This window comes from Niveispirillum sp. CC-CTL257 (genome assembly GCF_059489915.1).
This window is the reverse complement of record NZ_JCAJXE010000001.1, coordinates 3,197,823-3,223,449: the sequence shown is the minus strand read 5'-3', so window position 1 is coordinate 3,223,449 and position 25,627 is coordinate 3,197,823. Positions and strand designations below refer to the sequence as shown.

Sequence of the window (25,627 nt, the reverse complement as noted above, 5' to 3'; positions counted from 1 at the left end):
ATGACAAAGGGGGAAGCGGTTGCCCGCTTCCCCCTGTCGGCGCTGGAGACTCGGAAAGGAGGATGGGGATCAGCCCATATCCACCGGGATGGTCAGGAAGGCCGTTGTCTCGCCACGGCGGACCTGCACCAGGGCATTCTTACGACCGGCCTTCGACGCGGCCTTCACCTGGGCCGCCACGTCGGACGGGCTGATCACCGCATTGTTATTGACGGCAGTGATCAGGTCGCCGGGGCGCAGCCCCTCCACCCCATCACCCACATCCAGCACCACCACGCCGCTGGCGTCGCTGGAAAGGCGCAGACGCTGACGCCACTGTTCGGTCAGGCCGGACAGTTTCAAGCCTGCCACTTCCTCGCCTTCCTGCTTCTGCGCTTCGGCCTTTGCCAAACGCTGCTGCGGTTGGCCGGGGGCCTGTTCGACGGTCACGGGGATGGTCTTCTCCTTGCCGTCGCGCCACAGGGCCAGGTCCAGCTTGGTGCCGGGCTTCACCATGCCCACCTGGCGGGCCAGATCGCGGGTATCCTTGATGGGCTTGCCACCCGCCGACAGGACGACGTCACCCGCCTTCAGTCCGGCCTTCTCCGCCGGGCTCTTCGGCTCCACCGCAGCGATCAGGGCCCCGCCCTCCTTCGACAGGCCCAGCCCGTCGGCCAGTTCCTTGGTCACGGCCTGCAGGTTCACGCCCAGCCAGCCGCGTTCCACCTTGCCATCACGCTTCAGCGCCTCGACCACCGGTTTGGCCAGATTGGACGGGATGGCGAAGCCGATACCGACGGAGCCGCCATTGGGCGTGAAAATGGCCGTATTGATGCCGATCACGTCGCCGGTCATGTTGAAGGTCGGGCCACCGGAATTGCCGGAATTGATCGACGCATCCAGCTGCAAGTAATCGTCATAGGGGCCGGAGCCGATATCACGGCTCCTGGCCGATACGATACCGGCAGTGACGGTGCCGCCCAAGCCGAACGGATTGCCAACAGCAACGGCCACATCGCCGACGCGCACCTTGTCGCTGTCGGCGAATTTCAGGGCGGGCAGCGGCTTGTCGGTCTTCACCTTCAGCACGGCCAGATCGGTGCGCTCATCCTCGCCGATCACCTCGGCCTCGCGCTCCGTCCCGTCACTGAAAGCAACCGTCACCTGATCGGCGTCGGCGATGACATGGCGGTTGGTGACGACATAGCCGGACGCATCGAACACGAAGCCGGACCCCAGCGCACGGGCCACCGGCGCGCCACGCCCTTCACCCCGTCCACCCTGGCCCGGCAGGCCCGGCACGCCGAAGCGGCGCAGAAATTCCTCAAACCCCGGCGGCAGGTCGCCACGGGTCACGGTACGGGCGGGCGCCGTCTGGGCAGCGGTGATGGTCACGACGGCGGGCGACACGCGCTCCACCAGATCGGCGACACCGCCATTGGCCAACACTTCGGCCGGGGCCGCAGCGGCGGTCTGAATGGTCGCCGGGGCCAGCAGGGCGGTGCCGGCAAGCAGGGCCATGGCCAGATTGCGGCGGAAATTCCGTGCGGTGGCAAGCGACATCATAGTCTCCATTGTCTTTCTTCTGCCTTGGCCGCCGTTGGGTCCGGCGGCGCATTCGATGGTCACAGACTGCCAGGGGCCTGCCCACAGGCAACTGACAGGCGCATGAAAATTCTGTCATCCGGCGTCAGCGTTGACCCTGGGTCGGGCAAGCCCCGGTTTCAAGGCGCAGCAGATGAAACTTTGTTCATCTTCCCGAAAGGTGGCTGTCAGCGGGCCTGGATTAGGGTGCAGATATGGATCGACGGGGCACCAAGCCCCACACCCCCCCGCTCCGCCGGTCCATGATGAGAGGTCGGCGGGGACCGCTTCCCCACTCTCCGGTCCCCGCCGCCACCTCTCGACATCGGTTCGTACATCGTAGTCTCTCTCGTCCCCTGTGGCCGGGCGGCCCCCACCGCCCGGCCATATCTTTTTGTGGTTCTTTTTGTTGTTCCCTCAGGCGCCGGGCGGGCGCATCCGCGCCCTTGGCTTGACAAGGCACGTGCGGCGGGCCGGCAGTCGCGGACCTGCGGCGGTTGTACCGCCGCTTTGCTGCTTCGGGAGCGTTGTTTGACGAGTTCCCAAGCGAACCCGTCCGGGTTTAGGATGCATGCATCATGAAGATCCTTGTCATCGAAGACGACCGCGCCACTGCTGATTACCTGGTCAAGGGCCTGAAGGAGGCTGGCCATGTCGTCGATCATGCCGATAATGGCCGTGACGGCCTGTTTATGGCGGCATCCGAACCCTATGACGGATTGATCGTCGATCGCATGCTGCCGGGTCGTGACGGTCTCTCGCTGCTGGAGGTGCTGCGCGCCACGGGCAATGACACGCCGGCCCTGGTCCTGTCGGCCCTGGGAAGCGTGGACGACCGGGTGAAGGGCCTGCGCGCCGGGGCCGATGATTATTTGACCAAGCCTTTCGCCTTTGCCGAACTGCTGGCAAGGCTGGAGGTGATGCAACGCCGGTCAAAGGGCGGCGGCTCCGCCCCGGTGACCCGATTGCAGATCGCCGATCTGGAGATGGACCTGCTGGCCCGCACGGTCAAACGCGCCGGCAAGCCCGTAGACCTGTTGCCGCGTGAATTCCAACTGCTGGAATATCTGATCCGCAATGCCGGCAATGTCGTGACGCGGACCATGCTGCTTGAAAATGTCTGGGATTATCATTTTGATCCGCAGACCAATGTCATCGATGTGCATATCGCCCGCCTGCGCCAGAAGATCGACAAGGATCATCCGGTAGCCCTGATCCACACGGTACGCGGGGCGGGCTATGTCATCCGTGAACCGTCTTAACTTCCTACGCACCACCAGTTTCCGGCTGGCCTCCTTCCATCTGGCCCTGTTCACCCTGTCGGTGGTGGTTGTGCTGGGGGTCGTCTACTGGTTCACCGCCGGCTTCATCAACCGCCACACGGAAGAAACCGTGCTGCGGGAGGTGGAGGAACTGAGCAATGTCCTGAATGAACGTGGACGCATCGGCCTGCTGCGGGTGATTTCGGAACGCTCGTCGGACGGGCGCACCGACATGATCTATGCCCTGACCACGCCGGCCCGCGACATCATCGCCGGCAATCTGGCCAGTTGGCCCACGGGCGATGCCGGGGCCGGCTGGGTGGAATTCGATATCAAATCGCGCAAGGAGCCGGGGCGGAAGCGACAGGCTGTGGCCGTCATCCTGCCGATTGAGGGGATCGGCTGGCTGCTGGTCGGGCACGACATGACCGACCGTTACCTGCTGCGCGGGCAATTACTGACGGGCCTGATCTGGGCCGTGTCGCTGGCCTTCGCCGTCGGCTTGGCGGGGGCGATCTATATGAGCCGGCGGGTGGCCGAGCGGATTGAGAGCATAAACCGCACCATCGACCGCATCACCGCCGGCTCCTTCGCCGACCGGATGCAAGTGACAGGATCAGGAGACGAGATCGACCGGCTGGTCACCAAGCTGAACCGCATGCTGGATGAGATCGGGCGCCTGATGCTGGGCATGCGGCAGGTGACGGACAATGTCGCCCATGACCTGCGCACCCCCCTGTCACGCCTGCGCGCCCGCCTGGAACTGGCGCAACTGGATGAAACGCTGTCAGAGGCGCAGTTCAGCACCCTGGAACAGGCCATTGCCGAGATCGACCGGCTGCTGGGCGTGTTCAATGCCATCCTTACCATCGCGGCGGCGGAAACCGGTCGGGCGCGGACCGATTTCGAACCGGTCGATCTGGCAGCCCTGGCGGCAGAGGTGGCGGAGCTTTACACGCCGCTGGCAGAGGAACGGGGCCTGTCCATGGATGTGGCGGCGTCGGAGCCTGTGATGGTTAACGGTAGCCGGCAGTTGCTGGCGCAGTTGATCAGCAACCTGATTGAGAACGCCGTGAAATACAGCCCCGACCAGGGCCATATCAGGGTGGAGGCGGGGTCCGATGCCGGACGTCCCTTCCTGTCCGTCGCGGATCAGGGGCCGGGCATCCCGGCGGATCAGCGCGACAAGGTGCTGGAACGATTCGTGCGGCTGGAGGCACATCGCGGCACACCGGGCCATGGGCTGGGCCTGTCGCTGGTCGCCGCCGTCGCCCGCCTGCACGATGCCACCCTTTCCCTGTCCGATGCCCGCCAGGACGCGGCGGCACCGGGGCTGAAGGTGGATTTACGGTTCCCCGGTTAGGGGTTACGCCAACTCCACCCCCAGCGACCGCAGCGCATCCCAGTAACCCGGATAGGTCTTGGCGACGCAACCGGGGTCCAGGATGGTGATGCCCTTGATCTTCAACCCGGCCAGGGCGAAGGACATGGCAATGCGGTGATCGGCATAGGTGTGGATGTCGGTGGCTAGGGTCTGACCGGCCAGGGAAGGATCAGCCGCCACGATCAGGTCATCGCCTTCCTCCCAGGCCAGACCCGGCCTGATCTTGGCCAGTTCGGTGGACAGGGCGCGGGTGCGGTCACATTCCTTGACGCGCAGATTGGCGATACCGACAAAGCGCACCGGATGGCTGTTGAACGCGGCCAGCACGGCCAGCGTCGGTACGGCATCCTGCATCTGCGACCCGTCGATGACCGCCGGCATGTTGGGGAACTGCGCGATCACCGCTTGGGCGCAGGCGTCAGGCTGCGTGAAGGCATCCGAGGGCACGCCCAGGTCGATGCGCCCACCCGTCAACACCTCTGCCGCCCACAGATAGGTGGCCGCCGATGCATCCGGTTCGATGACATAATCCGCCGCCTTGTACCCGGTGGGCAGCACGCGCCAGGTGGCCGCATCCTGCTGCTCCACGACGGCCCCAAAGGCGCGCATGGCGGCCACGGTCAGGTCGATATAGCCGCGCGCCCCGATCTCACTGCCGGTCAGGGCGATGTCGATGGGGTCGCTGGAACAGGAAGCCGCCATCAGGATGGCGCTGACATACTGGCTGGACAGGCCGGCATCAATCTCCACCCGTCCCCCCGCCAGGGCACCCTTGCCGCGCACGGTGACGGGGGGCAGCCGGTCGGTGCCTCCAGATCCACGCCCAGCGCCGTCAATGCCTTGACCAGCGGTGCGATGGGCCGCTTGCGCATATGTTCATCCCCGTCCACGACCACGGTGCCGTCGACGGTCGCGATAGCGGCGGTCAGGAACCGCGTTGCGGTACCGGCATTTCCCAGGAATAACGGCCCGGCAGGGCCCGTCAGCCGCCCGCTGCTGGTCACGATGAAGGTCGTGGCGTCGGGTTCATCGACGGTGACACCCATCTGGCGCAGGGCATTGGCCATGTGCCGCGTATCGTCGCTTTTCAGGGCACCGGTCAGGCGGCTGGTTCCCGCGGCCAGGGCCGCCAGCAGCAGGGCGCGGTTGGTGATGGATTTCGATCCCGGCGGCACCACCCGGCCCGTCAGGGGATGGGTCGGCGGAATGACCGTCAATGCCGCCACGCCCGTCGCCGTCACCATCGCATCCCCCTTGCCAGACCGCACAGAACAGGCAGCGACCCTACCAAGCCGGCGGGTCGGCGGAAAACCTCTTTGCCACCGGGGGCGATGTGCGTGGGGCGCAGGGCGGGAGCGTTGATCAGCTACTCCCGCTCTTCGTCGTCATCCCGGCGACGGGACCCAAGGGTCAAGCGCCCGACGGCTGTGCTGCGGCGCGCGGAGCAGGAGGACATGGTTGAGCTTGAGGCCCCTGGGTCCCGGCTTCCGCCGGGATGACGATAGGGGATGCAAACTGCGAACTTCCCCCCAAAAGCGAAAATGGCGGGCCGTCCCAACCAGGAGACGGTCCGCCATTTCTCGATAGCCTCTCGGCTTCAGCCGGATGGGCACAAGCCATATCGTACCGCACTGGGGCGGGGGCTTCGCCGCGATAAATCCGGCCGATTTTCCGGCCGCCCTTCATCAGGATCAGTCGGTTATGGCGGGGATTGGTCCTTAATGCCCCCGTCATGAGAAAGATGGTGCGCCCGTCCGACCCAGGTGACAACGCTCAATGGCGTATGGTGCGGGGCGGTAAAATCCCGCTCACCGCATGGCTGACCGTAAGCGATGCATGACACATGTGTTGCATGGTGGGGGACAGATGCTTGACACCCGCGCTGTGGCGGCTCACTTAATCGGTACTAAATTGGTCCTGTATTGAGAAAGGTTCGCAACGCCCATGCTGCGGCTCAGCAAGATGACGGATTACGCCGTGGTGGTCCTGACCACCCTGGCGCATGCCGACAGCGCGCTGCATACGGCCACATCGTTGGCCGACCGCACGGGCCTGCCCATGCCGACGGTGCAGAAGCTGTTGAAGCTGCTGGCCCGTGGCGACCTTCTGCAATCGCACCGGGGAGCAGCGGGGGGATACAGCCTGTCGCGTACACCCGACCGGATCAATGTGGTGAACATCATTGAGGCGATCGAGGGGCCGATTGCGCTGACCGATTGCGTTGATGGGGGTTCCGGCGGCTGCGGGGTGCAAAGCCTGTGTTCGCGCAAGAACCATTGGGAAAAGGTGAACAGCGCCGTGCGCCGCGCGCTGGAAGATGTGACGCTGGCCGACATGGCCGCCCCTGCTTTGTTCGATTTTGATCGTGAGCCGGCGCCCCGCGCTGTGCTGGCCGGTTGAACAGACAGAGGTTGAGGGGTTTGAAGGGGAGCGACGGATATGGCCGCCACTGAACAGACGATCGAACAGGTCAAGAACCTGGCGGAGGGGAAGTACAAGTATGGCTTCTTCACCGATATCGAGTCGGAAACAGCACCCAAGGGCCTGTCCGAAGACATCGTCCGCTTCATCTCCGCCAAGAAGGGGGAGCCGGAATGGCTGCTGGAATGGCGGCTGAAGGCCTATCGCCACTGGCTGACCATGGAAGAGCCGGACTGGGCCAAGCTGCATTACCCGCCGATCGACTATCAGGACAGCTATTACTATTCCGCCCCGAAGACGACCGGCGGCCCGAAATCGCTGGACGAGGTCGATCCGGAGCTGCTGAAGACCTATGAGAAGCTGGGCATTCCGCTGAAGGAACAGGCCATCCTGGCCGGTGTCGAAGGGGCAGGCGATAGCCCCTCCATCGCGGTCGATGCCGTGTTCGACAGCGTCTCCGTCGCCACCACCTTCAAGAAGAAGCTGGAGGAGAAAGGCATCGTCTTCTGTTCCATCTCTGAGGCGGTGAAGACCCATCCCGATCTGGTGCGCCAGTATCTGGGCACGGTCGTGCCCTATTCGGATAATTACTTCGCGACCCTGAACTGTGCCGTCTTCACCGATGGCAGCTTCGTCTATATCCCCAAGGGCGTGCGCTGCCCCATGGAGCTGTCCACCTATTTCCGCATCAATGCCAAGAATACGGGACAGTTTGAGCGCACCCTGATCATCGCCGACGAAGGCAGCTACGTTTCGTACCTGGAGGGCTGTACGGCCCCGCAGCGCGACGAGAACCAGTTGCATGCCGCCGTGGTGGAGCTGGTGGCGCTGGATGATGCCACCATCAAATATTCCACCGTCCAGAACTGGTATCCGGGCGATGAGAATGGCAAGGGCGGCATCTACAATTTCGTGACCAAGCGCGCCGCCTGCCGTGGCCGCAACTCCAAGGTCAGCTGGACCCAGGTGGAAACCGGGTCGGCCATCACCTGGAAATACCCCAGCTGCATTTTGCAGGGCGACAATTCGGTGGGCGAGTTCTATTCGGTCGCCATCACCAACAACATGCAGCAGGCCGATACCGGCACCAAGATGATCCATATCGGGAAGAACACCCGGTCCACGATCATCTCCAAGGGTATCTCCGCCGGCAAGGCGCAGAACACCTATCGCGGCTTGGTCCGCATCCTGCCCAAGGCGCAGAACGCCCGCAACTTCACCCAGTGCGACAGCCTGCTGATCGGCGACAAATGTGGGGCGCACACCGTGCCCTACATCGAAAGCCGCAATCGGACTGCACGGGTGGAGCATGAGGCGACGACGGCCAAGATTTCGGAAGACCAGCTGTTCTATTGCCGCCAGCGCGGGTTGAGGGAAGAGGACGCGGTCGGCCTGATCGTGAACGGCTTCTGCAAGGAAGTGCTGAAGGAACTGCCCATGGAGTTCGCCGTGGAAGCCCAGAAGCTGGTGGCGATCAGTTTGGAGGGGAGTGTGGGGTGATGGTTGCGACCGTAACGTCGCTCCTACCGTCATCCCCGCGAAAGCGGGGACCCAGCGTGAGGCGCGGTCAGCGCCGATATGAGTCTTATCGCGGCGGACGCCGCTCTTGCTGGGTCCCCGCTTTCGCGGGGATGACGGTTAGGGCGAATATCCCAGCGTAAAAGGCAGATAAGGAACGAATGCCCGGCTACGTCTATATCCTGGCCAGTGCGCGCAACGGGACGCTCTATATTGGCGTCACCAGCGACATCGGCAGAAGGGTGTGGGAACACCGGGAAGATTTGGTTGAAGGGTTCACGAAGCGGTATGGCGTGAAGACTCTGGTTTACTATGAAGCGTTCGAGGGGATTGCAGATGCAATCCATCGCGAGAAACAGCTGAAGAAGTGGAACAGGGCCTGGAAGCTGGAGCTGATTGAGTCTTCCAACCCGGATTGGAACGATTTGAGTTCAACGTTGCTATAGGTCGCGTCACGGCGATTCCCGCGAAAGCGGGCACCATGATCATGATCGGCATCGCTGCGAGTTATGTCGCGGCTACCGCCGCTCTCGCTGGGTCCCCGCTTTCGCGGGGATGACGGTTAGGGGGACGGGGTCGTAAAGGAAAGATTGGAACCGGGTCAATGCCGGTGGTACGGAGCAACAAATGTCCCTGATCGAAATCAAGAACCTGCACGCCACTGTTGATGGCAAGGCGATCCTGAAGGGGGTCGATCTGACCATCAATGCCGGCGAGGTGCATGCCATCATGGGCCCCAACGGCGCGGGCAAGAGCACGCTGTCCTATGTGCTGGCGGGCCGTGAGGGCTATGAGATCACCGAGGGGTCCGTCACCTTCGACGGTCAGGACCTGCTATCGATGGAGATCGAGGAGCGCGCCGCCGCCGGCCTGTTCCTGGCTTTCCAGTACCCGGTGGAAATCCCCGGCGTGTCTAACACCACCTTCCTGAAGGAAGCGCTGAACGCCATCCGCAAGACCCGTGGCGAGACGCCGCTGGACGCCATGCAGTTCCTGAAGCTGATCCGGGCCAAGGCCAAGGATCTGTCTATGACGGACGAGATGATCAAGCGCGCCGTCAATGTTGGCTTCTCCGGCGGGGAGAAGAAGCGCAACGAGGCTTTGCAGATGGCCGTGCTTCAGCCGAAGCTGGCGATCCTGGACGAAACCGACAGCGGCCTGGACATCGACGCGCTGAAGATCGTGGCCGAGGGCGTGAACAAGCTGCGCGGGCCGGAGCGCGGCATGCTGGTCATCACCCATTATCAGCGCCTGCTGGATTACATCGTGCCGGACGTGGTGCATGTGCTGGCCAATGGCCGCATCGTGAAGTCGGGCGGCAAAGACTTGGCGCTGGAGCTGGAAGCCAACGGCTATGCCCAGTTCGGCGCGACCGAGGCGGCCTGAACCATGGTTGCACCCGGTGTGCGTATCAGCATCGAATATGACGTGCCGGTCACGGGGCCGGATGCGGAGATTGTGCTGGGCGGGTTGATGGCTTTCAATGCCGCCACCCTGCCGCCGGCCCAGGGCCGGTTTGTGGTGGTGGCCAGCGATACGGAGGCAGGTGCCCCGCAGGCGGGCCTGTCGCTGACGCAATGGGGTCGCGACGCCTATTGCTTCTGGGGTATCTGGACCGTTCCCGGCATCGACCCCGGTCCCGCCATCGCGGCGGTGCTGGCCCGGACGGAAGCCGAACTGTCCCGCCGTGACGCCGACCGGTTCATCATGGTGGTGCGCTCACATGACGATACCGCCCCCTATCTGGCCGCCGGCTATGCGGTACGTCAGGTGATCGGGCCGCATATTCGGGGTGGCGTCTTCACCATCCTGGAAAAGCGGATCGGCAAGGGGGAGGCTGCGGTGCCCACCGGCTTTGCCCTGGCGGTGCATGAGCCGGCACCCAAGCATCTGGCCCGGGAGATCTGGCGCATCACCGATACCCGCCGGCAGGCGGTACTGGGAGCGCCCGTGAAACTGGTAGCGGCTTACGTCCGCGATATCGTGACCAACGCCCCGCGCGGGGCCGCCCTTTGCTATGCCGTCGACAGCGACTTCATGGTCGACATGGTCTGGCTGGAGGACAGCCTGCGCGGTACCGGCACCGGTTACGCCATGCTGGCCGCTGCCTTGGACGAGGGGCGGAAACTGGGCTGTACGCGGGCGGCGGTGGAAACGATGGATTGCCAGGCCCCCCAATTCTATCCGCTGCACGGGTTCGAACGCTTCGGTTATGCCGAATATGACGTGCCGGGCCTGAACATGAACTTCTACGACATGAAGCTTTGAACCATGCGCGACGAACAGAACCAGACGGCCAAGTCTTTCGTGGAACAGGTGGTGGCACTGTCCCCCGCCCTGGCCGGTCCGCGTGGTGAGGGGCTGGAGCGCTTTGCCAAGGCCGGTCTGCCGACCACACGGGTGGAGGCGTGGAAGTTCACCAATCTGCGCGGTCTGGACAAGCTGACCCTGGCCCCGGCCCCCGACGCGGCGACGGTGACGGTAGACGCCATTCCGACGGCCCTGGACACCCCCTCCCCGCGTCTGGTGTTTGTCGCTGGGCAATACCGCGCCGACCTGTCGCGTATTGGCGATCTGCCCGACGGTGTGGTGCTGACTGCCCTCACCGGGGATACGGCACCAATCGTCGGCGACGGCCCGTTCCGCGCGCTGAACAGCGCCCTGTCGTCCCAGGGTGCGAACCTGCGCGTGGCGGCGGGTGTAAAGCTGAGCAGCCCCGTGGAACTGGTCTTCATCGCGGCCACGGCGGGTGACAAGGCCGCCCTGTGGAACCCGCGCATTGTCATCGACATTGCCGACGGGGCCGAAGCGACCGTCGTGGAACATCATGTCGGCAGTAATGCCGGTGCCTATGTCAGCAATATCGTGGCCGATGTCACGGTCGGGGTCGCCGCGCGCCTGCATCATTACAAGCTGCAGGCCGAGGGGCTGGATGGCTGGCATCTGGCCAATGTGTCCACGCATCTGGCCCAGGATGCCGTCTATGACACGTTCGTCCTGAACCTCGGGGCGCGACTGGCCCGGCATGAGGCGCGGCAGGTGCTGGACGGTACCGGCATTGAGGCGCGGGTGTCCGGTGCCTATGCCATCACCGGCAATCAGGTCAGCGACATCACCACCCTGATCGACCATGCCAAGCCGAACTGCACCAGCCGTGAGGTGGTGAAGGGCGTGATCGACGGGTCGGCCCGCGCCGTGTTCCAGGGCAAGATCGTGGTGCGCCCCGATGCGCAGAAGACCGACGGTTATCAGCTGAACCGTGCCCTGCTGCTGTCCGACAATGCGGAGATCAATTCCAAGCCAGAACTGGAAATCTACGCCGACGATGTGAAGTGCAGCCACGGAGCCACGGCGGGCGAGCTGGACGAGGACCAGATGTTCTATCTGCGCGCCCGCGGCATCTCCCGCGATGCCGCCCGCGTGCTGCTGATCGGCGCTTTCCTGGACGAGGCGCTGGAGGAGATCATCGACGAGACGGTGCGTGCGCATTTCCGCGCCCGTGCAGAAGCCTGGATGGGGGCGCGCTGATCCCATGCCAGACAGCCTGTTCCGCCGCCTTGACCTGACCCTGACCCACCGCCACCCGGCGGATGGGGCGGTCATGGGCTGGCTGCATGAACGGGCCATGGCGGCGGAACAGGCCGCATTAGGAACCGACCGTAAACCGCTGGGCCTGTTCATCCGCGATATGGGCGGGATGATCCAGGCCGGGGCCGTGGTCTGGCTCTATGGTCCTGACGCCTATATCCATGTGCTGTGGGTGGATGCGCCCTGGCGTGGCAAGGGGCTGGGGGCGGCCCTGCTGATCGCGGCGGAAAATGCGGCGGTCGCGGCGGGGGCCAACCGGCTGTATCTGTCGACCATGGGTTTCCAGGGACCGGATTTCTATCCGCGCTATGGCTTTGAAAGCCAGGGCGTGTTTGCCGATTTCACCTGGGGCCATGACCGGCATTATTTCAGCAAGACCGGGCTGGCGACCGCGCCCGCCCTATCCCTGCCCGCCGGCCTGTTCCTGCACCGGGCCGAAGCGCCGGATGCCGCCGATGTCGCCGCCGTGGAAAACGGCCTGGACGCGCATTGGTACCTGACCATTCCCGACCCCTATACCGAAATCACGGTAGAGGCGGTGGATGGCGCCGGCACGCGCGTGGCCGCCGGTCTGGCCGTGCTGGACGGTGCCTATCTAACCCTGGTCGACCTGCACACCATACCGGCCTGGCGCGGCAAGGGTGTGGGGCGGCGCGTGTTGATGGAGCTGGAACGGCTGGGCGCGGAGGCGGGGTGCCGCTGGGCCACAATCATGCCCATGGATTACCAGTCGCCGGAATTCTTCCGGGCGCTGGGTTATGCCCGCCGGATGCGGGTGGAGAATTACCTTCTGGGCCAGGGCCGCGATTGGTTGCGGCGGGCCATCGGGGATGAATAATGTCTGATCTGCTGAATCCGACCCTGGGCAATGCCCCCTACGATGTCATGCGCGTGCGTCAGGATTTCCCGATCCTGACCCGTCTGGTGCATGAGAAAAAGGGCCGCGCCGGCAAGCCCCTGGTCTATCTGGACAATGGGGCCAGCGCGCAGAAGCCGCGCCAGGTGATCGACGCCATGTCGCACCTGCTGGAAAATGACTATGCCAACGTGCATCGCGGCGTGCATTTCCTGTCGCAGCGCTCCACCGACCTGTATGAGGCGACGCGCGACAAGGTGGCGAAGTTCCTGAACGCGCCCTCGCGCGAGAACATCGTCTTCACCCGCAATGCGACAGAGGCGTTCAACCTGCTGGCCAACAGCTGGGGCGGGCGGTTCCTTCGGGAAGGCGACGCGGTCATCATCTCCTGGATGGAACATCACGCCAATATCGTGCCGTGGCAGTTGTTGCGTGACCGAATCGGCATCAATATCAAGGTCGTGCCGGTTCTGGATGACGGTAGCTTGGACATGGCGGCCTATGAGGCGATGCTGACGCCAGAGGTGAAGCTGGTCTCCATCAGCCATGCCAGCAATGTCCTGGGCACCGTCAACCCCGCCGCCCGCATCGCCCGGCTGGCCCATGCCAAGGGCATCCTGGTCGCCTTTGACGGCAGCCAGGCCGCCGTGCATCAGCCCGTGGATGTGCAGGCCATCGACGCCGATTTCTATGTGTTCACGGGGCATAAGCTCTATGGCCCCACCGGCATCGGCGTACTCTATGGCCGCAAGGAACTGCTGGACAAGATGCCCCCCTGGCAGGGCGGCGGCGATATGATCAGCACCGTCAGCTTTGAGAACACCACCTACCGCGAGGCCCCGTACCGGTTTGAGGCCGGGACGCCGGCCATCGTGGAAGGGGTCGGCCTGGGGGCCGCCATCGATTATGTGACGGCATTGGGCATGAGCGCCATTCAAGCGCATGAACAGCGCCTGCTGGCCTATGCCACGCATAAGCTGTCGGAGATCGAAGGGCTGCGCATCATCGGCACGGCCCCGGACAAGGCGGCCATCATCAGCTTCACCATGGATGGCATCCATCCCCACGATATCGGCACCTTGCTGGATCGCGGCGGGGTGGCCGTGCGGGTGGGCCGGCACTGCGCCGAACCGTTGATGGACCGGTTCGGGGTAGGAGCCACGGCACGGGCCAGCTTCGGCCTGTACAATACCGAGGCGGAAGTGGATGCGCTGGTCGAAGCAGTGCAGGCCTGCAAAGCCTTTTTCGGATAAGGGCGGATATCCATATGTTTGATGATCTGCGCGACCTGTATCAGGAAGTCATCCTGGACCATGGCAAGAACCCAAGGAATTTCGGTAAGCCCGATGCGTTTAACCGTCAGGCGCGCGGCGACAACCCCATGTGCGGGGACAAGATCGCCGTCTATCTGACCGTGGGTGATGACGGCACCATCCAGGACCTGCATTTCGACGGTCGCGGCTGCGCCATCAGCCAGGCTAGCGCCAGCCTGATGACCGAGATCCTGCGTGGCAAGTCGATGAAGGAAGCCGAGGCCCTGTTCGGCTATTTCCACGACATGTGCACCAAGGATGAGCAGGGCGATCATGGCACCCTGGACGAGGATGCCACCGACAAGCTGGCCGTCCTGTCGGGTGTGCGCGAATTCCCCATGCGGGTGAAATGCGCCACGCTGGCCTGGCACACGATGAATGCCGCGCTGCATGGCGAGGCGACGACTTCCACCGAAAACGCGTCCTTCTGACCGGACATTGATCATGAGCCACCGCCCCATCGCCCCCGACATCTCCATGGGATCGCCCGTGGATATCCCGGCGGATGAGAAGCTGCCCGCCGACGCCCCGCTTTATGACCGCGTGGTGGAAGCGCTGCGCACCGTCTATGACCCGGAAATCCCGGTGAATATCTATGAACTGGGGCTGATCTATCGCTGCGAGGTCGATGCCGATGGCGATGTCGAGATCGACATGACCCTGACGGCCCCCGCCTGCCCCGTGGCCGGGGAGATGCCGGGACAGGTGCAGCAGGTGGTGGCCGCCGTGGACGGTGTCGCCAGCGTGCATGTCGAACTGATCTGGGAACCCGCCTGGGACCCGTCCCGCATGAGCGACGATGCCCGCATCGCGCTGAATATGTTCTGAGGCCAACGCGCCGAAGGCTTGACCTTCGGCACGTTGGAGGCTGGCGACTGCCAGCCCGGCGCTCGTGCGCCGTAAGCCAAGGCGGCGGATGCCGCCGCCCGGCGATTGAGGGAACAAGGAACGGATTGAAAAGGAGTCTATCATGGCCCGTGCATTGCCCAAGGCCCTGACCCTGACCGACGCGGCCGCTGAGCGCGTCAAGGAACTGATGTCCCGGTCGGACAAGCCCATCATCGGCCTGCGCGTGGGCGTGAAGACGCGCGGCTGTTCTGGCATGTCCTATTTCGTGGAATATGCCGAGGAAAAGAAGAAGTTCGAGGAAGTGGTGGAGGATAAGGGGGTCACCATCCTGATCGACCCCGCCGCCACCATGTTCCTGATCGGCAGCGAAATGGATTACGCTGAGGACAAGTTCCAGTCCGGCTTCACCTTCAAGAACCCCAATGAGAAGGCGCGGTGCGGGTGTGGGGAGAGTTTTTCGGTGTGATTTTAGTGCCCTGTCGCGAACATATGGGCTGCCAGGGCACCGATAATATCCACCGTCATCCCGGCGAAAGCCGGGACCCAGCATAAGGCGCGGTTAGCGCCGATATGAGTCATATCGCGGCTATCGCCGCTCACGCTGGGTCCCGGCTTTCGCCGGGATGACGGTGGAGCAGATGGCGACGACGGTGCCCATACTCCCCCCTTCCAAGATCGCCCATGCTTCCCCCCACCCTCTCCGACGCCGCCGTCACCGTCCTAACGACATCCGATGCGCACGAAAAAGCCCGCCTGTCCCGTGCCTTCGCCGCCGCGTGGCGCGAGGAGGCCATAACCGACCTAGGCCGTGCCATCCCGCCGGCCCGCCCGGTGCGTCCGAACAAACCCGAACTGTGCCACCCCAAGGACATGCCGAAGCGTGGCAAGGGCCAGTCGGTGGCCAACCGGATCGCGCTGCTGCATGCCATCGCCCATATCGAGCTGAACGCCATCGATCTGGCCTGGGACATCCTGGCGCGGTTTCAGCATCTGCCCGATGGCACGCCCCTGCCCATCGCCTTCCACACCGACTGGCTGCGTGTCGCGGATGAAGAGGCGTTGCATTTCACGCTGGTGGCCGACCGGCTGGCCAGCCTCGGTGCTGCTTACGGCGACCTGCCGGCCCATGATGGGCTGTGGCAGGCATCAGAAGCGACGGCGCATGACCTGCCCGCCCGGCTGGCCGTGGTGCCCATGGTGCTGGAGGCGCGCGGCCTGGACGTCACGCCCGCCATCATCGACAGCCTGACCAGGGCCGGTGACACGGAAAGTGTCGAGGTCCTGCACATCATCCTGCGTGACGAGGTCGGGCATGTCGCCACGGGCCGCCACTGGTTCCAGGTGGCGGCGCAAAGCATGGGACAGGATGCCGGCCCCTGGTGGCAGCATCTGGTTCGCACCCATTTCAAGGGTGAGCTGAAACGCCCCTTCAACGGAATGTCGCGCGATCTGGCCGGTCTGCCGTCGGACTGGTACGAGCCTTTGGCCGCGAATTGATCCTCCCTATTGCTTTTGAACTATGTTCATTCGCTCGCGCCTGTGACATGCTCCACCGCAGGGTGTTCAATCGGGGGCGGGATACGATGCGGGTGATGCTGGAGGCAGGGCTGCTGGCGCTGTGCGCTATCCTGTTCCTGCTGATGGCGGCACTGGCCGTCAAGGCACAGACACCGCAGTCGCAGCCAGCCCAGACCAAGGAGCAGCCGGCCATGATGGACGAGATCATCGTCAATGGCCGGCGCAATGAGCCCAGCTTTCAGGAAGAATGGGAAAATCACCGCAAGGAATATGACCGACTGCGCAAGATTTTCGGCGATCCAGACGCCCCTAACCGCCGCCTGGACCGCATGACCGACACGCCCAATCCCGACGGCGGCAAAAGCGTGATGCGCAGCCCCAGCGCCGGAACCGTGCAGGGGCGTCCCTCGTCACCCGTTCCATGACGCGATGTCTCGTCCAACCGCCCCTTGAAACAATAAAAAACATCGTACTGCGGCTTGATCGTTACAGGCTGTTTACAATGCATATCTTGGCCCGATGGCGGGAAACGGTAAGGATGGCGGCAAGCAATCCAGACCGATAACCGGAGCCATTATGCCCGCCGTCACCCGCCGTACCGCCCTTTCCGGCCTGTTCGCCCTGTCCGCCACCGCCGTGGCGTTGGAGGGGATCATGCCCCGCCTAGCCCTGGCCGGGCAGGACAGTCCCGCCGACAAGGCGCTGAATGAGTTTCTGGAAAAGTGCTGGCAGGATGATCTGAGCCGCAGCCCGGAACAGCGCACGCGCATGGGGCTGCCCGGCCCTCATGACAGCTGGACCCTGGCGGATGAGGCGTTCCAGCAGCTGAACCTGTCGATCACGGCCGAGCAGCTGAAGGCGCTGCGTGCCTTCGACATCAACGCCCTGTCCCCCACGGCGCGGGTTTCCTACAAGCTGTTCGAAGGGCAGCTGCAGCGCGGTCTGGACAGCTATCGCTGGCGTCGCCATGGCTATGCCGTCAGCCATCTGCAGGGCGCGCATACCGACATCCCCTCCTTCCTGATCGGCTATCACGCCGTCGCCAACCCCGCCGATGCACGCGATTATGTGAAGCGGCTGGAGGGTATTGCCGCCGTCATCGATATCGCGGCGGAGAATATGCGGCGCGACGCCAAGGCTGGCGTGCTGCCCCCTGCCTTCAGCTTCGGTCGCATCACGGAGGCGGCCCGCAATGTCATCTCCGGCGCACCGTTCGAGACGGGAGCCAAGGCGGACAGCCCGCTGCTGGCCGACTTGAAGGAGAAGGTGGGCAAGCTCACCATCGCGGAAGGGGAGAAAAAGGCCCTGATCGCCGCGGGCACCACAGCGTTGGTCCATGGCGTGAAGCCCGCCTATGAACGGTTCCTGGCGACCGTCGCCGAACTGGCGGCCCAGCAGAAGGACAGCAACGGCGTCTGGGCCCTGCCGCAGGGTGCCGATTTCTATAAGGCGCAGATCAAGCTGCATACTGGCTTGGACATGTCCGCCGACGATATCCACGCCCTGGGTCTGGCCGAAACCGCCCGCCTGCATGGCGAACTGCGCGCCGCCATGGCCAAGCTGGGCTTTCAGGGCAGCGTCCAGGATTTCTTCAATTTTGTGCGCACCGACCCGTCGGTCCGCTTCCCCGACAGTGATGCCGGTCGCAAGGAATATCTGGCGACGGCCACCCGCTATATCGACGACATGGCCGCCCGCCTGCCCGAAATGTTCGGGACCCTGCCCAAGGCCAAGGTGGTGGTGAAGCCGGTAGAGGCGTACCGCGAGAACGCCACGCCCAGCGCCTTCTATGAGCCGTCATCGCCCGATGGTACGCGCCCCGGCGTCTTTTATGCCAACTTGTCCGACATGTCGGTGCAGACGCGCCACGATCTGGAGGCCTTGTGCCATCATGAGGGCCTGCCCGGCCATCATATGCAGATCGCCATCGCGCAGGAGGTGGAAGGCCTGCCCACCTTCCGCAAATATGCCTGGGACACCGCCTACGGCGAAGGCTGGGCCATGTATACAGAGCGCATGGCCAAGGATTACGGCTTCTACAAGGAACCCCTGTCCGAGGCCGGGCGCATTATTTCCGAACTGTTCCGGGCGGGGCGTCTGGTTCTCGATACCGGCATCCATCACAAGCGCTGGACGCGGGAACAGGCGGTCGCCTGGATGGATGAAAACACGGCCAACCCCATCGCCGACAACCGGACGGAGATTGACCGTTACTTCGTCTGGCCGGGTCAGGCGCTCGGCTACAAGATCGGGATGAACAAAATCCTGGAACTGCGGGAAAAGGCCAAGGCAGCCTTGGGCGACAAGTTCGATATCCGCGGCTTCCACGACACGGTCCTGACCAACGGTCCCGTCACCCTGCCGATCCTGGAGGAAGTGGTTCAGGGCTGGATCGACACGCGCAAGGCGGCGGCGTAAGCGGGTGCCGCATGCGGGTCATCCGGCCCGCATGCGGCGGAACGCTCATGCGCCCTCGGCCAGTTCCTGCAAGTTTTCCATATTGTTCAGCCGTACCTTGCCGCCTTCCAGCAGGGAGATGGCGCGGCTGGTCTTCAACTGCGTGAAGGTGCGGCTGACCGTTTCCGTGGTCAGGCCCAGATAGTCGGCGATGTCCGACCGGCTCATCGGTACATGAACCGGATTTTCGGCATAGCCGCGCCGCCTGGCCCGTTCAGACAGCATCAGCAGGAAGGACGCGATGCGTTCCTTGGCGTTCTTACGGCCCAACAGCAGCATCTGATCCTGTGCTGCCGCCAGTTCACTGGACGCCATGGCGAACAGCCGGCGCTGCATCTTGGGATAATCTTCCAGCAGCCCTTCCAGGCGGCGACGGGGGAAGCGGCACAGCGTGGCCGGCGTCACCGACTCGGCCGAATAGGCATAAGTGTCGTTGATCGACAGGCCCAGGAAATCGCCGGGCAGCAGGAAACCCGTGATCTGCCGCCGCCCGTCGGGCAGCAGCTTGTACAGCTTCATGGTGCCAGCGGTGACATTGAACAGGGTGTCGGCCCCGTCACCCTCCGCGAACAGGGTGTGACCGGCATCAACCTTGACCGACACCAGGATATCGGCCAACCGCTTCAGTTCATCCGCCTCCAGGGCGGAACAGACCGACATGCTGCGCACCGGGCAGGCATTGCACGGGGAAACATCAATACGGGCTGCCACGACGCTGTCGCGTGTGCATGCATGTTCAGCCAACGCCATGTAAGGCCCCCCGATATAAGCATCGCCCCCGGCTTTCCACCGGAAAGAAGAATGCGCCCTTTGGAAACGTTCCACAACGCGCAACAAGGCCGGTGGAACGGTTCCAGTCATGTCCGCCAGCCAATTGAAGGATTTCATAATGGTTGGCTGATGAACACATATCCAGAGGTCTAGGCCCAACCGCGTGAGCGCGCCTTGATCCAGATCAAAGCGCGACCATCGGCATATCGGTTAACGATGGGAGACCGCCCAGTTGATCGGGTGGCAGCCTTGTTCAGACAGACAGAGACATTGCCGTGCTTATCTCGCCGGAACGGGTGACCATGTCCGACCGTTTTTCCGTGAAGCCGCTGGACCGCCGTCGCATCGATCAGGCCTGGCCCCTGGTGCAGACGGGCCGCGCCGCCGATGACCGTGAGGCCTGGCGCACCTATGCGGGCCTGCTGCTGGGCACAGCCGATGGCGGCATCCGGACCGTGGAGGGGGACCATGGTTATATCCATGGCATCTATGCCTATCAGGTCCTGCCCAGCCCCCGGCATGGCAAGGTGCTGCAGGTCGATATGTTCCTGGCGCTCGACCTGATCGAACCGGAAGTCGCCATTGATGTCCTGCTGGACGATATGGACCGGATGGCGTTGGACCTGGGCTGCAACGCCGTCCATCTGCATCTGCCGCAGCGGGAAGGTATCGGGGCCAGTGTCTCGGTAGCGCTGGCCCGCGCCCTGGAACATGGGCATCATCGCGAGGATCTTCGCCTGTGCCGGCCGCTGGCCTGATCGGCGGGCACGGCGCTTGCTGATCGGGGCATGGCGGCGGTATTTTCCGCGCCATGACCGACATCCCCGCCGCGACGGCCCCCGCCATGACCACCGATACTCCGACCCAGGCCCCCAAGCCCGCGTCCCTGCCCGTGATCCGCATCCAGGCGGGCCGGCACAAGCGCGCCCAGCATGGCCATCCCTGGGTCTATTCCAACGAAGTGGACATGGACAAGGCGGCCAAGGCGCTGCCGGCAGGGTCGATCGTCCGCGTTACCGATGCCGGCGGTGCCACCCTGGGACTGGCCGCCTTCAATCCGCACAGCCTGATCTGCGCGCGGTTCCTGACCCGTGATCCGGCGGAAGCCATCGATACCGCCTTCTTCGTGCGCCGCATCCGCCGCGCCCTGGAAATCCGCGAACGGCTTTATGACCGCCCCTTCTATCGCCTGATCCATGCCGAAAGCGACGGCCTGCCGGCCCTGATCATCGACCGGTATGGCGATATCGTGGTGGTACAGGCCAATAATGTCGCCATGGACCGCCGGCTGCCCATGATCCTGGCAGCCCTGGACGAGGTGTTGAACCCGTCTGCCATCGTGCTGCGCAATGACAGCACGGCCCGGTCCTATGAGGGGCTGGCGGAAGAAGTGAAGGTGGTGAAGGGCTCCGTCCAGGGCCTGATCCCGCTGGAGGAAAACGGCGCCACCTTCTTCGCCGACCTGTCGGAAGGGCAGAAGACGGGCTGGTTCTTTGACCAGCGCGACAACCGCTCCTTCATCGCCAATCTGTGCCAGGGCCGCAGCGTGGTGGATTTCTACACCTATGCCGGTGGCTTCGGCGTGCTGGCGGCCAAGCGCGGCGCATCCCACGTCACCCTGGTCGACCGTTCCGCCCTGTCGCTGTCCATCGCCATGAAGGCGGCAGAGGCCAATGGCGTGGCCGACCGCGTGACCGCGGAAAAGGGCGATGCCTTCAACCTGATGGATCAATGGGTGGCCGAGGGGCGGACGTTCGAGGTGGTGATCGCCGACCCGCCCGCCTTCGTTAAGTCCAAGAAGGACCTGGCCGTGGGCAGCCGCGCCTATCGCCGCATGACCAAGGCCGCCGCCCGTCTGGTCGCCCCCGGCGGTATGCTGCTGGTGGCAAGCTGCTCCCACAACATGGAACCGCCCCTGTTCCATACCGAGGTCGCGCGCGGCCTGGGCGAGGCCGGTCGCCAGGGCCGCATCCTGCGCTTCGCCGGTGCGGGCAGCGACCATCCGGTCCACCCGCTGCTGCCAGAGACGCAATATCTGAAGGCGATGGTGTTCGCGCTGGACTGATCAGGGTGCCGGGTCAGTGATCCGGCGTAGCGCCGCCAGGCCGACCGGTGCCTTGGGCTGATAGGCCAGGGCGAAGACGCGGTTGGAATAGCGCCGCCGCACCCGCGCGATCTGCGCCTTTTCCCCCACCACGCGCGATGCCAGGATGGGGTCGCGCGTGCCACTGGCCGCCATGGACCGATTCACAACCCAGGCAAAGGGTCGGATACCGGCACGGTCCAGATCATGCTGCAACGACGCCGCCTCTGACACGGGCGTGGCCTCGGGCAGGGTGACCAGGATGATCTTGGTATAGGCCGGGTCCTGAAGGCGCATCAACGGCGTCACCATGCGACCGGCCATGCCGGACATCTGGTGTGTCATCTGCCGGTGATAAGCGCCCGTGGCGTCCAACAGCAGCAGCGTGTGGCCCGTGGGGGCCGTGTCAACGATGACGAAACTGTCCCGTGCCTCCGCCACGATGCGGGAGAAGGCGTGGAAAACCGCCACCTCCTCCGTGCAGGGGGACGCCAGATCCTCCCGCAGCAGGGCCTGGGCATCGGCGTCCAGGGTGTGACCGCGGCTGGCCATGATTTTTTCGATATAGCGTGTGGTTTCCACCACCGGATCAATGCGATCCACGGTCAGGCCCGGCAGGGTGCCGTCGACGACGAAGGACAGGTGCGCCGCCGGGTCCGTCGTGGTCAGATGCACCCCATGACCGCGGGCGGCCAGGCCCACGGCGATGGCGGCGGCGACCGTGGTCTTGCCCACCCCGCCCTTGCCCATCACCATCACCAGCCCTTTGCCGCCAGCGGCGATATCCGCCACCAGCCGGTCCAGGGTCGGCAGATCTACCGGGGGCAGCGGGTCGAGATCGGCGGCGGGTATTGCCGTCCCCGAAAGCAGCGCCCGCAGCGCCGGCAGCCCCACCATGTCGAAGGACAGCAGCGGGAATTCGTCACGCGGCAGGGTAGCCAGATTGTCCGGCAGATGGGCCAGCGCCGCATCCTGATCGGCCTCCAGCGCGCGCGCCACCTCATCATCGGGAAGGGTAGTATGGAATCGGCCATTCACGGCCAACATCTGGTTGGACAGGCCCAGGACCCGCAATTCGTCCGCCGTGCGTCCCGCCTCCCGGATCGCAGCGGGATCGGCGCGGGTGACCAGCACGATGGTGGTGCGCGCCGCATCGCCCAGGGCCAGCATGGCCTGGCGGAACCGATCCTCCCGCATCTTCAGGCCCGAATGGGGACCCAGGCACGAAGCACCCCGGTCATTGCCCGCGAGGAACCCCGTCCAGGCGCGCGGCAGGCTAAGCAGGCGCAATGTATGGCCGGTGGGGGCCGTGTCGAACACAACATGGTCGAAGCCCGCACCATCCCCCGTCAGCAAGCCGACAAATTCATCGAAGGCGGCTATCTCCGTAGTGCAGGCACCCGAAAGTTGCTCGCGCACCGTCGCCTTTTCGGTGTCGGCCGCCTCTGGCCCCAATTGCGCGATGACACGCGCGCGATATTGGTCGGCCGCCGCCTCTGGATCGATATTCATGGCGGATAGGCGGTCAATCCCCGGCACAGGCGTCGGCCGATCCACCAACTCGACGCTCAGCATCTCGTCCAGGTTGGAGGCGGGGTCGGTACTGACGAGCAGCACCCGCTTGCCCGCATCGGCCAGCGCGATGGCGCAGGCGCAGCTGAGTGAGGTCTTGCCCACGCCGCCTTTCCCTGTGAAGAACAGGAACGGGGTCGGCCGTGCCATCAGCTTAAACATCGCCATTCTTCACCCGGTCAGTTACGAAAACCACGTGACAGTATGCGCCCGATCCAGCCCGCATGGGCACCGCCAGATGCCGCAGGGCCAAATTTCCTATGAAGCGCGAAACCGCACCCCCTCCCCCGCCCCACCATCGGCCGGCACGGGTTCCACCCCCTGCCCTGCCAGGGTCTGCAGAATCAGCGTCACGCTGCCCCGGTGCGGCTCATGTCGGCCGCTTTCGAAATCACGCACGGTGCTGCGCGACAGGCCCGACGCCTGTGCCAACTGTTCCTGGCTCCAGTCCAGCAGGCCGCGCGCGGCGCGGCATTGCGCGGGAGAAAGCGTCCGTGAAGAAACTTCATGGGGCACGGTTGTAATCCTGCATACCTCAACCATATTGGGTGATATTGGATCAAATGGTTGAGAGGTCAAGGCCCCACCCGGTCATTGGCCCGGATGAAAGGCAGGCTTCTGATGCATGATGTGCCCCTGATCACGATGATTGTCGCGGCCCTGGCGCTGGCGTTCATTTTCGGGGCCATTGCGCAGAAGCTTAAAATCTCGCCCCTGGTCGGCTATCTGCTGGCCGGCGTGATGATCGGGCCGGGGACGCCAGGCTATGTCGCGGATATGAGCCTGGCCCCACAATTGGCGGAAATCGGCGTCATCCTGCTGATGTTCGGGGTGGGCCTGCATTTCTCCGTCAAGGACCTGATGTCGGTGAAGGCCATCGCCATTCCCGGCGCCATCGGACAGATCGGTATCGCCACCCTGATGGGCATGGGCCTGGCCTGGGCGCTGGGCTGGAGCATCGGTGCAGGCTTGGTCTTCGGTCTGGCCCTGTCGGTCGCGTCCACCGTGGTTCTGCTGCGCGCCTTGCAGGAACGGCGGCTGGTGGAAAGCAAGCGGGGGCGCATCGCCATCGGCTGGCTGATCGTCGAGGATCTGGCCATGGTCCTGGCGTTGGTGCTGCTGCCGGCCCTGGCCGGTTTGCTGGGTGACAAGGCCGCAGCGGAGGGGACCGCCGCAGCGCCGGCGCTGACCGGGACACAGTTGCTGACCGTCATCGCCATCACGCTGGGCAAGGTTGCGGCTTTCGTCGCCCTGATGCTGGTGGTGGGCAAGCGCGTCATCCCCTGGGTCCTGCATGAGGTCGCGCATAGCGGCTCGCGCGAGCTATTCCGGCTGGCCGTGCTGGCCATTGCCCTGGGTGTCGCCTATGGGGCCGCCACCCTGTTCGGCGTCTCCTTCGCGCTGGGGGCTTTCTTTGCGGGCATGGTCCTGTCGGGATCGCCCCTGTCGCACCGCGCAGCGGAAGAATCGCTGCCGCTGCGCGACGCTTTCGCAGTTTTGTTCTTCGTGTCGGTCGGCATGATGTTCGACCCGGCCATCCTGATCGAACGGCCGCTGCCGGTGCTGGCTACGGTCCTGATCATCGTGTTCGGCAAGTCGGTCGCCGCCTATATGATCGTGCTGGCCTTCGGCCATCCGCGCAGCACCGCGCTGACCATCTCCGCCTCCCTGGCGCAGATCGGCGAGTTTTCCTTCATCCTGGCGGCACTGGGCGTCAATCTGGGCCTGCTGCCGCAGGAAGGCCAGGATCTGGTCCTGGTCGGTGCCATCCTGTCGATCCTGCTGAACCCCGTGATGTTCACCCTGATCGACAAGTTCGGTCACCGGCTGGAACCCGGCGGCGGCGATGCGGTCGCTCCTGCCGCCACGGCGGAGCCGACGCGGGAGCCGATCCCGCCCACTAGCCTGACGGGCCACGCCATCATCATCGGCCATGGACGGGTTGGCAGCCTGATTTCCGCCAAACTGAAGGAAGAGGGCGTGCCCTTCCTGGTGGTGGAGGACAATCAGAAGCGTATCGATAGCCTGCGGGAGCAGGGGGTGGAGGTGGTGGTGGGAAATGCCGTGGTGCCCGAGGTGCTGGCCGCCCTGAACCTGTCCGCCGCCCGCCTGATGTTCATCGCCATTCCGGGTTCGTTCGAGGCGGGCCAGATCATCCGCCAGACGCGGGTCGCCAATCCCGGCCTGTCCATCATCGCCCGCGCCCATGCCGATGAGGAAGTGGTCTATCTGACCCAGAACGGGGCCAGCACGGTCGTCATGGGCGAACGCGAGACCGCGCGTGGCATGATCGCGGAAGGTCTGGTGGCCCTGACGCCCAAGGCCCCGATCGCCGCGTCGGAACCGCCGCCGACCGATATGGATAGCGAACCGAAGCCGGCCTAGAGCTGTTTTCGGTTGACCGGAAACAGCTCCGGCGGCGACGGCCGCCGCGCCGCTTGTGCGGCGTGGCCAAGCTGCGGAGGCAGCGCC

The 25,627-nt window shown here is 64.4% G+C and carries 23 protein-coding genes and 1 pseudogene; 19 read left to right on the top strand and 5 right to left on the bottom strand.

What is annotated here, in order from left to right; genetic code table 11:
• Positions 1-69: 69 nt before the first annotated feature.
• On the bottom strand, positions 70-1,545 hold the full coding sequence (locus tag ABC729_RS15180; RefSeq protein WP_495608384.1) for a Do family serine endopeptidase: 1,476 nt from the start codon (positions 1,543-1,545) through the stop codon (positions 70-72).
• Between the two features lie 596 nt (positions 1,546-2,141).
• On the opposite strand from ABC729_RS15180, the gene ABC729_RS15175 reads away from it, so the two are divergent.
• Both ABC729_RS15175 and ABC729_RS15170 read left to right on the top strand, forming a co-directional pair.
• The gene (locus ABC729_RS15175) at positions 2,142-2,825 is read left to right on the top strand and encodes a winged helix-turn-helix domain-containing protein (RefSeq protein WP_495608383.1); all 684 of its coding nucleotides are present in this window, start codon (positions 2,142-2,144) and stop codon (positions 2,823-2,825) included.
• Complete coding sequence (locus tag ABC729_RS15170) at positions 2,803-4,188, top strand: sensor histidine kinase (RefSeq protein ID WP_495608382.1); 1,386 nt, start codon at positions 2,803-2,805, stop codon at positions 4,186-4,188. Before ABC729_RS15175 ends, ABC729_RS15170 begins: the two co-directional genes overlap by 23 nt.
• 3 nt (positions 4,189-4,191) lie before the next feature.
• Here the strand turns inward: ABC729_RS15170 and aroA are convergent.
• Positions 4,192-5,453: pseudogene (gene aroA, locus ABC729_RS15165) on the bottom strand (3-phosphoshikimate 1-carboxyvinyltransferase).
• Between the two features lie 700 nt (positions 5,454-6,153).
• Here aroA and ABC729_RS15160 point away from each other — a divergent pair.
• The 14 genes from ABC729_RS15160 to ABC729_RS15095 all read left to right on the top strand — a co-directional run bounded on the left by ABC729_RS15160 (position 6,154) and on the right by ABC729_RS15095 (position 18,690).
• The gene (locus ABC729_RS15160; protein ID WP_495608381.1) at positions 6,154-6,609 is read left to right on the top strand and encodes an SUF system Fe-S cluster assembly regulator; all 456 of its coding nucleotides are present in this window, start codon (positions 6,154-6,156) and stop codon (positions 6,607-6,609) included.
• A gap of 39 nt (positions 6,610-6,648) precedes the next feature.
• The gene (gene sufB / locus ABC729_RS15155) at positions 6,649-8,130 is read left to right on the top strand and encodes a Fe-S cluster assembly protein SufB (RefSeq protein WP_495608380.1); all 1,482 of its coding nucleotides are present in this window, start codon (positions 6,649-6,651) and stop codon (positions 8,128-8,130) included.
• 179 nt (positions 8,131-8,309) lie between these two features.
• Positions 8,310-8,594, top strand: a complete 285-nt coding sequence (locus tag ABC729_RS15150) for a GIY-YIG nuclease family protein (protein WP_495608379.1) — start codon at positions 8,310-8,312, stop codon at positions 8,592-8,594.
• A 187-nt stretch (positions 8,595-8,781) separates the two neighbouring features.
• Positions 8,782-9,534: a Fe-S cluster assembly ATPase SufC gene (gene sufC, locus ABC729_RS15145; protein ID WP_495608691.1), complete on the top strand. Its 753-nt coding sequence runs from the start codon at positions 8,782-8,784 to the stop codon at positions 9,532-9,534.
• A gap of 3 nt (positions 9,535-9,537) precedes the next feature.
• Positions 9,538-10,416: a GNAT family N-acetyltransferase gene (locus ABC729_RS15140; protein WP_495608378.1), complete on the top strand. Its 879-nt coding sequence runs from the start codon at positions 9,538-9,540 to the stop codon at positions 10,414-10,416.
• Between the two features lie 3 nt (positions 10,417-10,419).
• Positions 10,420-11,676, top strand: coding sequence for a Fe-S cluster assembly protein SufD (sufD, locus tag ABC729_RS15135; protein WP_495608377.1), 1,257 nt, complete (start codon positions 10,420-10,422; stop codon positions 11,674-11,676).
• 4 nt (positions 11,677-11,680) lie between these two features.
• Positions 11,681-12,574, top strand: coding sequence for a GNAT family N-acetyltransferase (locus ABC729_RS15130; RefSeq protein WP_495608376.1), 894 nt, complete (start codon positions 11,681-11,683; stop codon positions 12,572-12,574).
• Entirely contained in the window at positions 12,574-13,845 is a 1,272-nt protein-coding gene (locus ABC729_RS15125; RefSeq protein ID WP_495608375.1) for a cysteine desulfurase, read from the top strand. The genes ABC729_RS15130 and ABC729_RS15125 overlap by 1 nt, the downstream gene beginning before the upstream one ends.
• Positions 13,846-13,859: 14 nt before the next feature.
• A complete protein-coding gene (gene sufU / locus ABC729_RS15120) occupies positions 13,860-14,336 on the top strand; it encodes a Fe-S cluster assembly sulfur transfer protein SufU (RefSeq protein ID WP_495608374.1) in 477 nt (158 codons plus the stop codon).
• 13 nt (positions 14,337-14,349) lie between these two features.
• Positions 14,350-14,733, top strand: a complete 384-nt coding sequence (locus ABC729_RS15115) for an SUF system Fe-S cluster assembly protein (protein WP_495608373.1) — start codon at positions 14,350-14,352, stop codon at positions 14,731-14,733.
• 142 nt (positions 14,734-14,875) lie between these two features.
• Entirely contained in the window at positions 14,876-15,220 is a 345-nt protein-coding gene (locus ABC729_RS15110; RefSeq protein ID WP_102112382.1) for a HesB/IscA family protein, read from the top strand.
• Positions 15,221-15,435: 215 nt separating this feature from the next.
• Positions 15,436-16,251, top strand: coding sequence for a ferritin-like domain-containing protein (locus ABC729_RS15105; protein WP_495608372.1), 816 nt, complete (start codon positions 15,436-15,438; stop codon positions 16,249-16,251).
• A gap of 86 nt (positions 16,252-16,337) precedes the next feature.
• A complete protein-coding gene (locus ABC729_RS15100) occupies positions 16,338-16,697 on the top strand; it encodes a hypothetical protein (protein ID WP_495608371.1) in 360 nt (119 codons plus the stop codon).
• A 151-nt stretch (positions 16,698-16,848) separates the two neighbouring features.
• Positions 16,849-18,690 carry a DUF885 domain-containing protein gene (locus ABC729_RS15095; protein ID WP_495608370.1) on the top strand — a complete coding sequence of 614 codons (1,842 nt, stop codon included), beginning with the start codon at positions 16,849-16,851 and terminating at the stop codon, positions 18,688-18,690.
• 45 nt (positions 18,691-18,735) lie between these two features.
• Here the strand turns inward: ABC729_RS15095 and ABC729_RS15090 are convergent, their stop codons facing one another.
• The gene (locus ABC729_RS15090) at positions 18,736-19,479 is read right to left on the bottom strand and encodes a Crp/Fnr family transcriptional regulator (protein ID WP_495608369.1); all 744 of its coding nucleotides are present in this window, start codon (positions 19,477-19,479) and stop codon (positions 18,736-18,738) included.
• A gap of 323 nt (positions 19,480-19,802) precedes the next feature.
• Here ABC729_RS15090 and ABC729_RS15085 point away from each other — a divergent pair, with 323 nt between their 5' ends.
• Together ABC729_RS15085 and ABC729_RS15080 are read left to right on the top strand one after the other, a co-directional pair.
• Positions 19,803-20,258 carry a hypothetical protein gene (locus tag ABC729_RS15085; protein WP_495608368.1) on the top strand — a complete coding sequence of 152 codons (456 nt, stop codon included), beginning with the start codon at positions 19,803-19,805 and terminating at the stop codon, positions 20,256-20,258.
• Between the two features lie 53 nt (positions 20,259-20,311).
• Complete coding sequence (locus ABC729_RS15080; RefSeq protein ID WP_495608367.1) at positions 20,312-21,565, top strand: class I SAM-dependent rRNA methyltransferase; 1,254 nt, start codon at positions 20,312-20,314, stop codon at positions 21,563-21,565.
• Here the strand turns inward: ABC729_RS15080 and arsA are convergent, their stop codons facing one another.
• Both arsA and ABC729_RS15070 read right to left on the bottom strand, forming a co-directional pair.
• The gene (gene arsA / locus ABC729_RS15075) at positions 21,566-23,323 is read right to left on the bottom strand and encodes an arsenical pump-driving ATPase (RefSeq protein ID WP_495608366.1); all 1,758 of its coding nucleotides are present in this window, start codon (positions 23,321-23,323) and stop codon (positions 21,566-21,568) included.
• A gap of 90 nt (positions 23,324-23,413) precedes the next feature.
• Entirely contained in the window at positions 23,414-23,671 is a 258-nt protein-coding gene (locus tag ABC729_RS15070) for a helix-turn-helix domain-containing protein (RefSeq protein ID WP_495608365.1), read from the bottom strand.
• Positions 23,672-23,776: 105 nt separating this feature from the next.
• Between ABC729_RS15070 and ybaL the strand changes: the two genes are divergently transcribed.
• Positions 23,777-25,540, top strand: coding sequence for a YbaL family putative K(+) efflux transporter (gene ybaL / locus ABC729_RS15065; RefSeq protein ID WP_495608364.1), 1,764 nt, complete (start codon positions 23,777-23,779; stop codon positions 25,538-25,540).
• Positions 25,541-25,627: the final 87 nt, after the last annotated feature.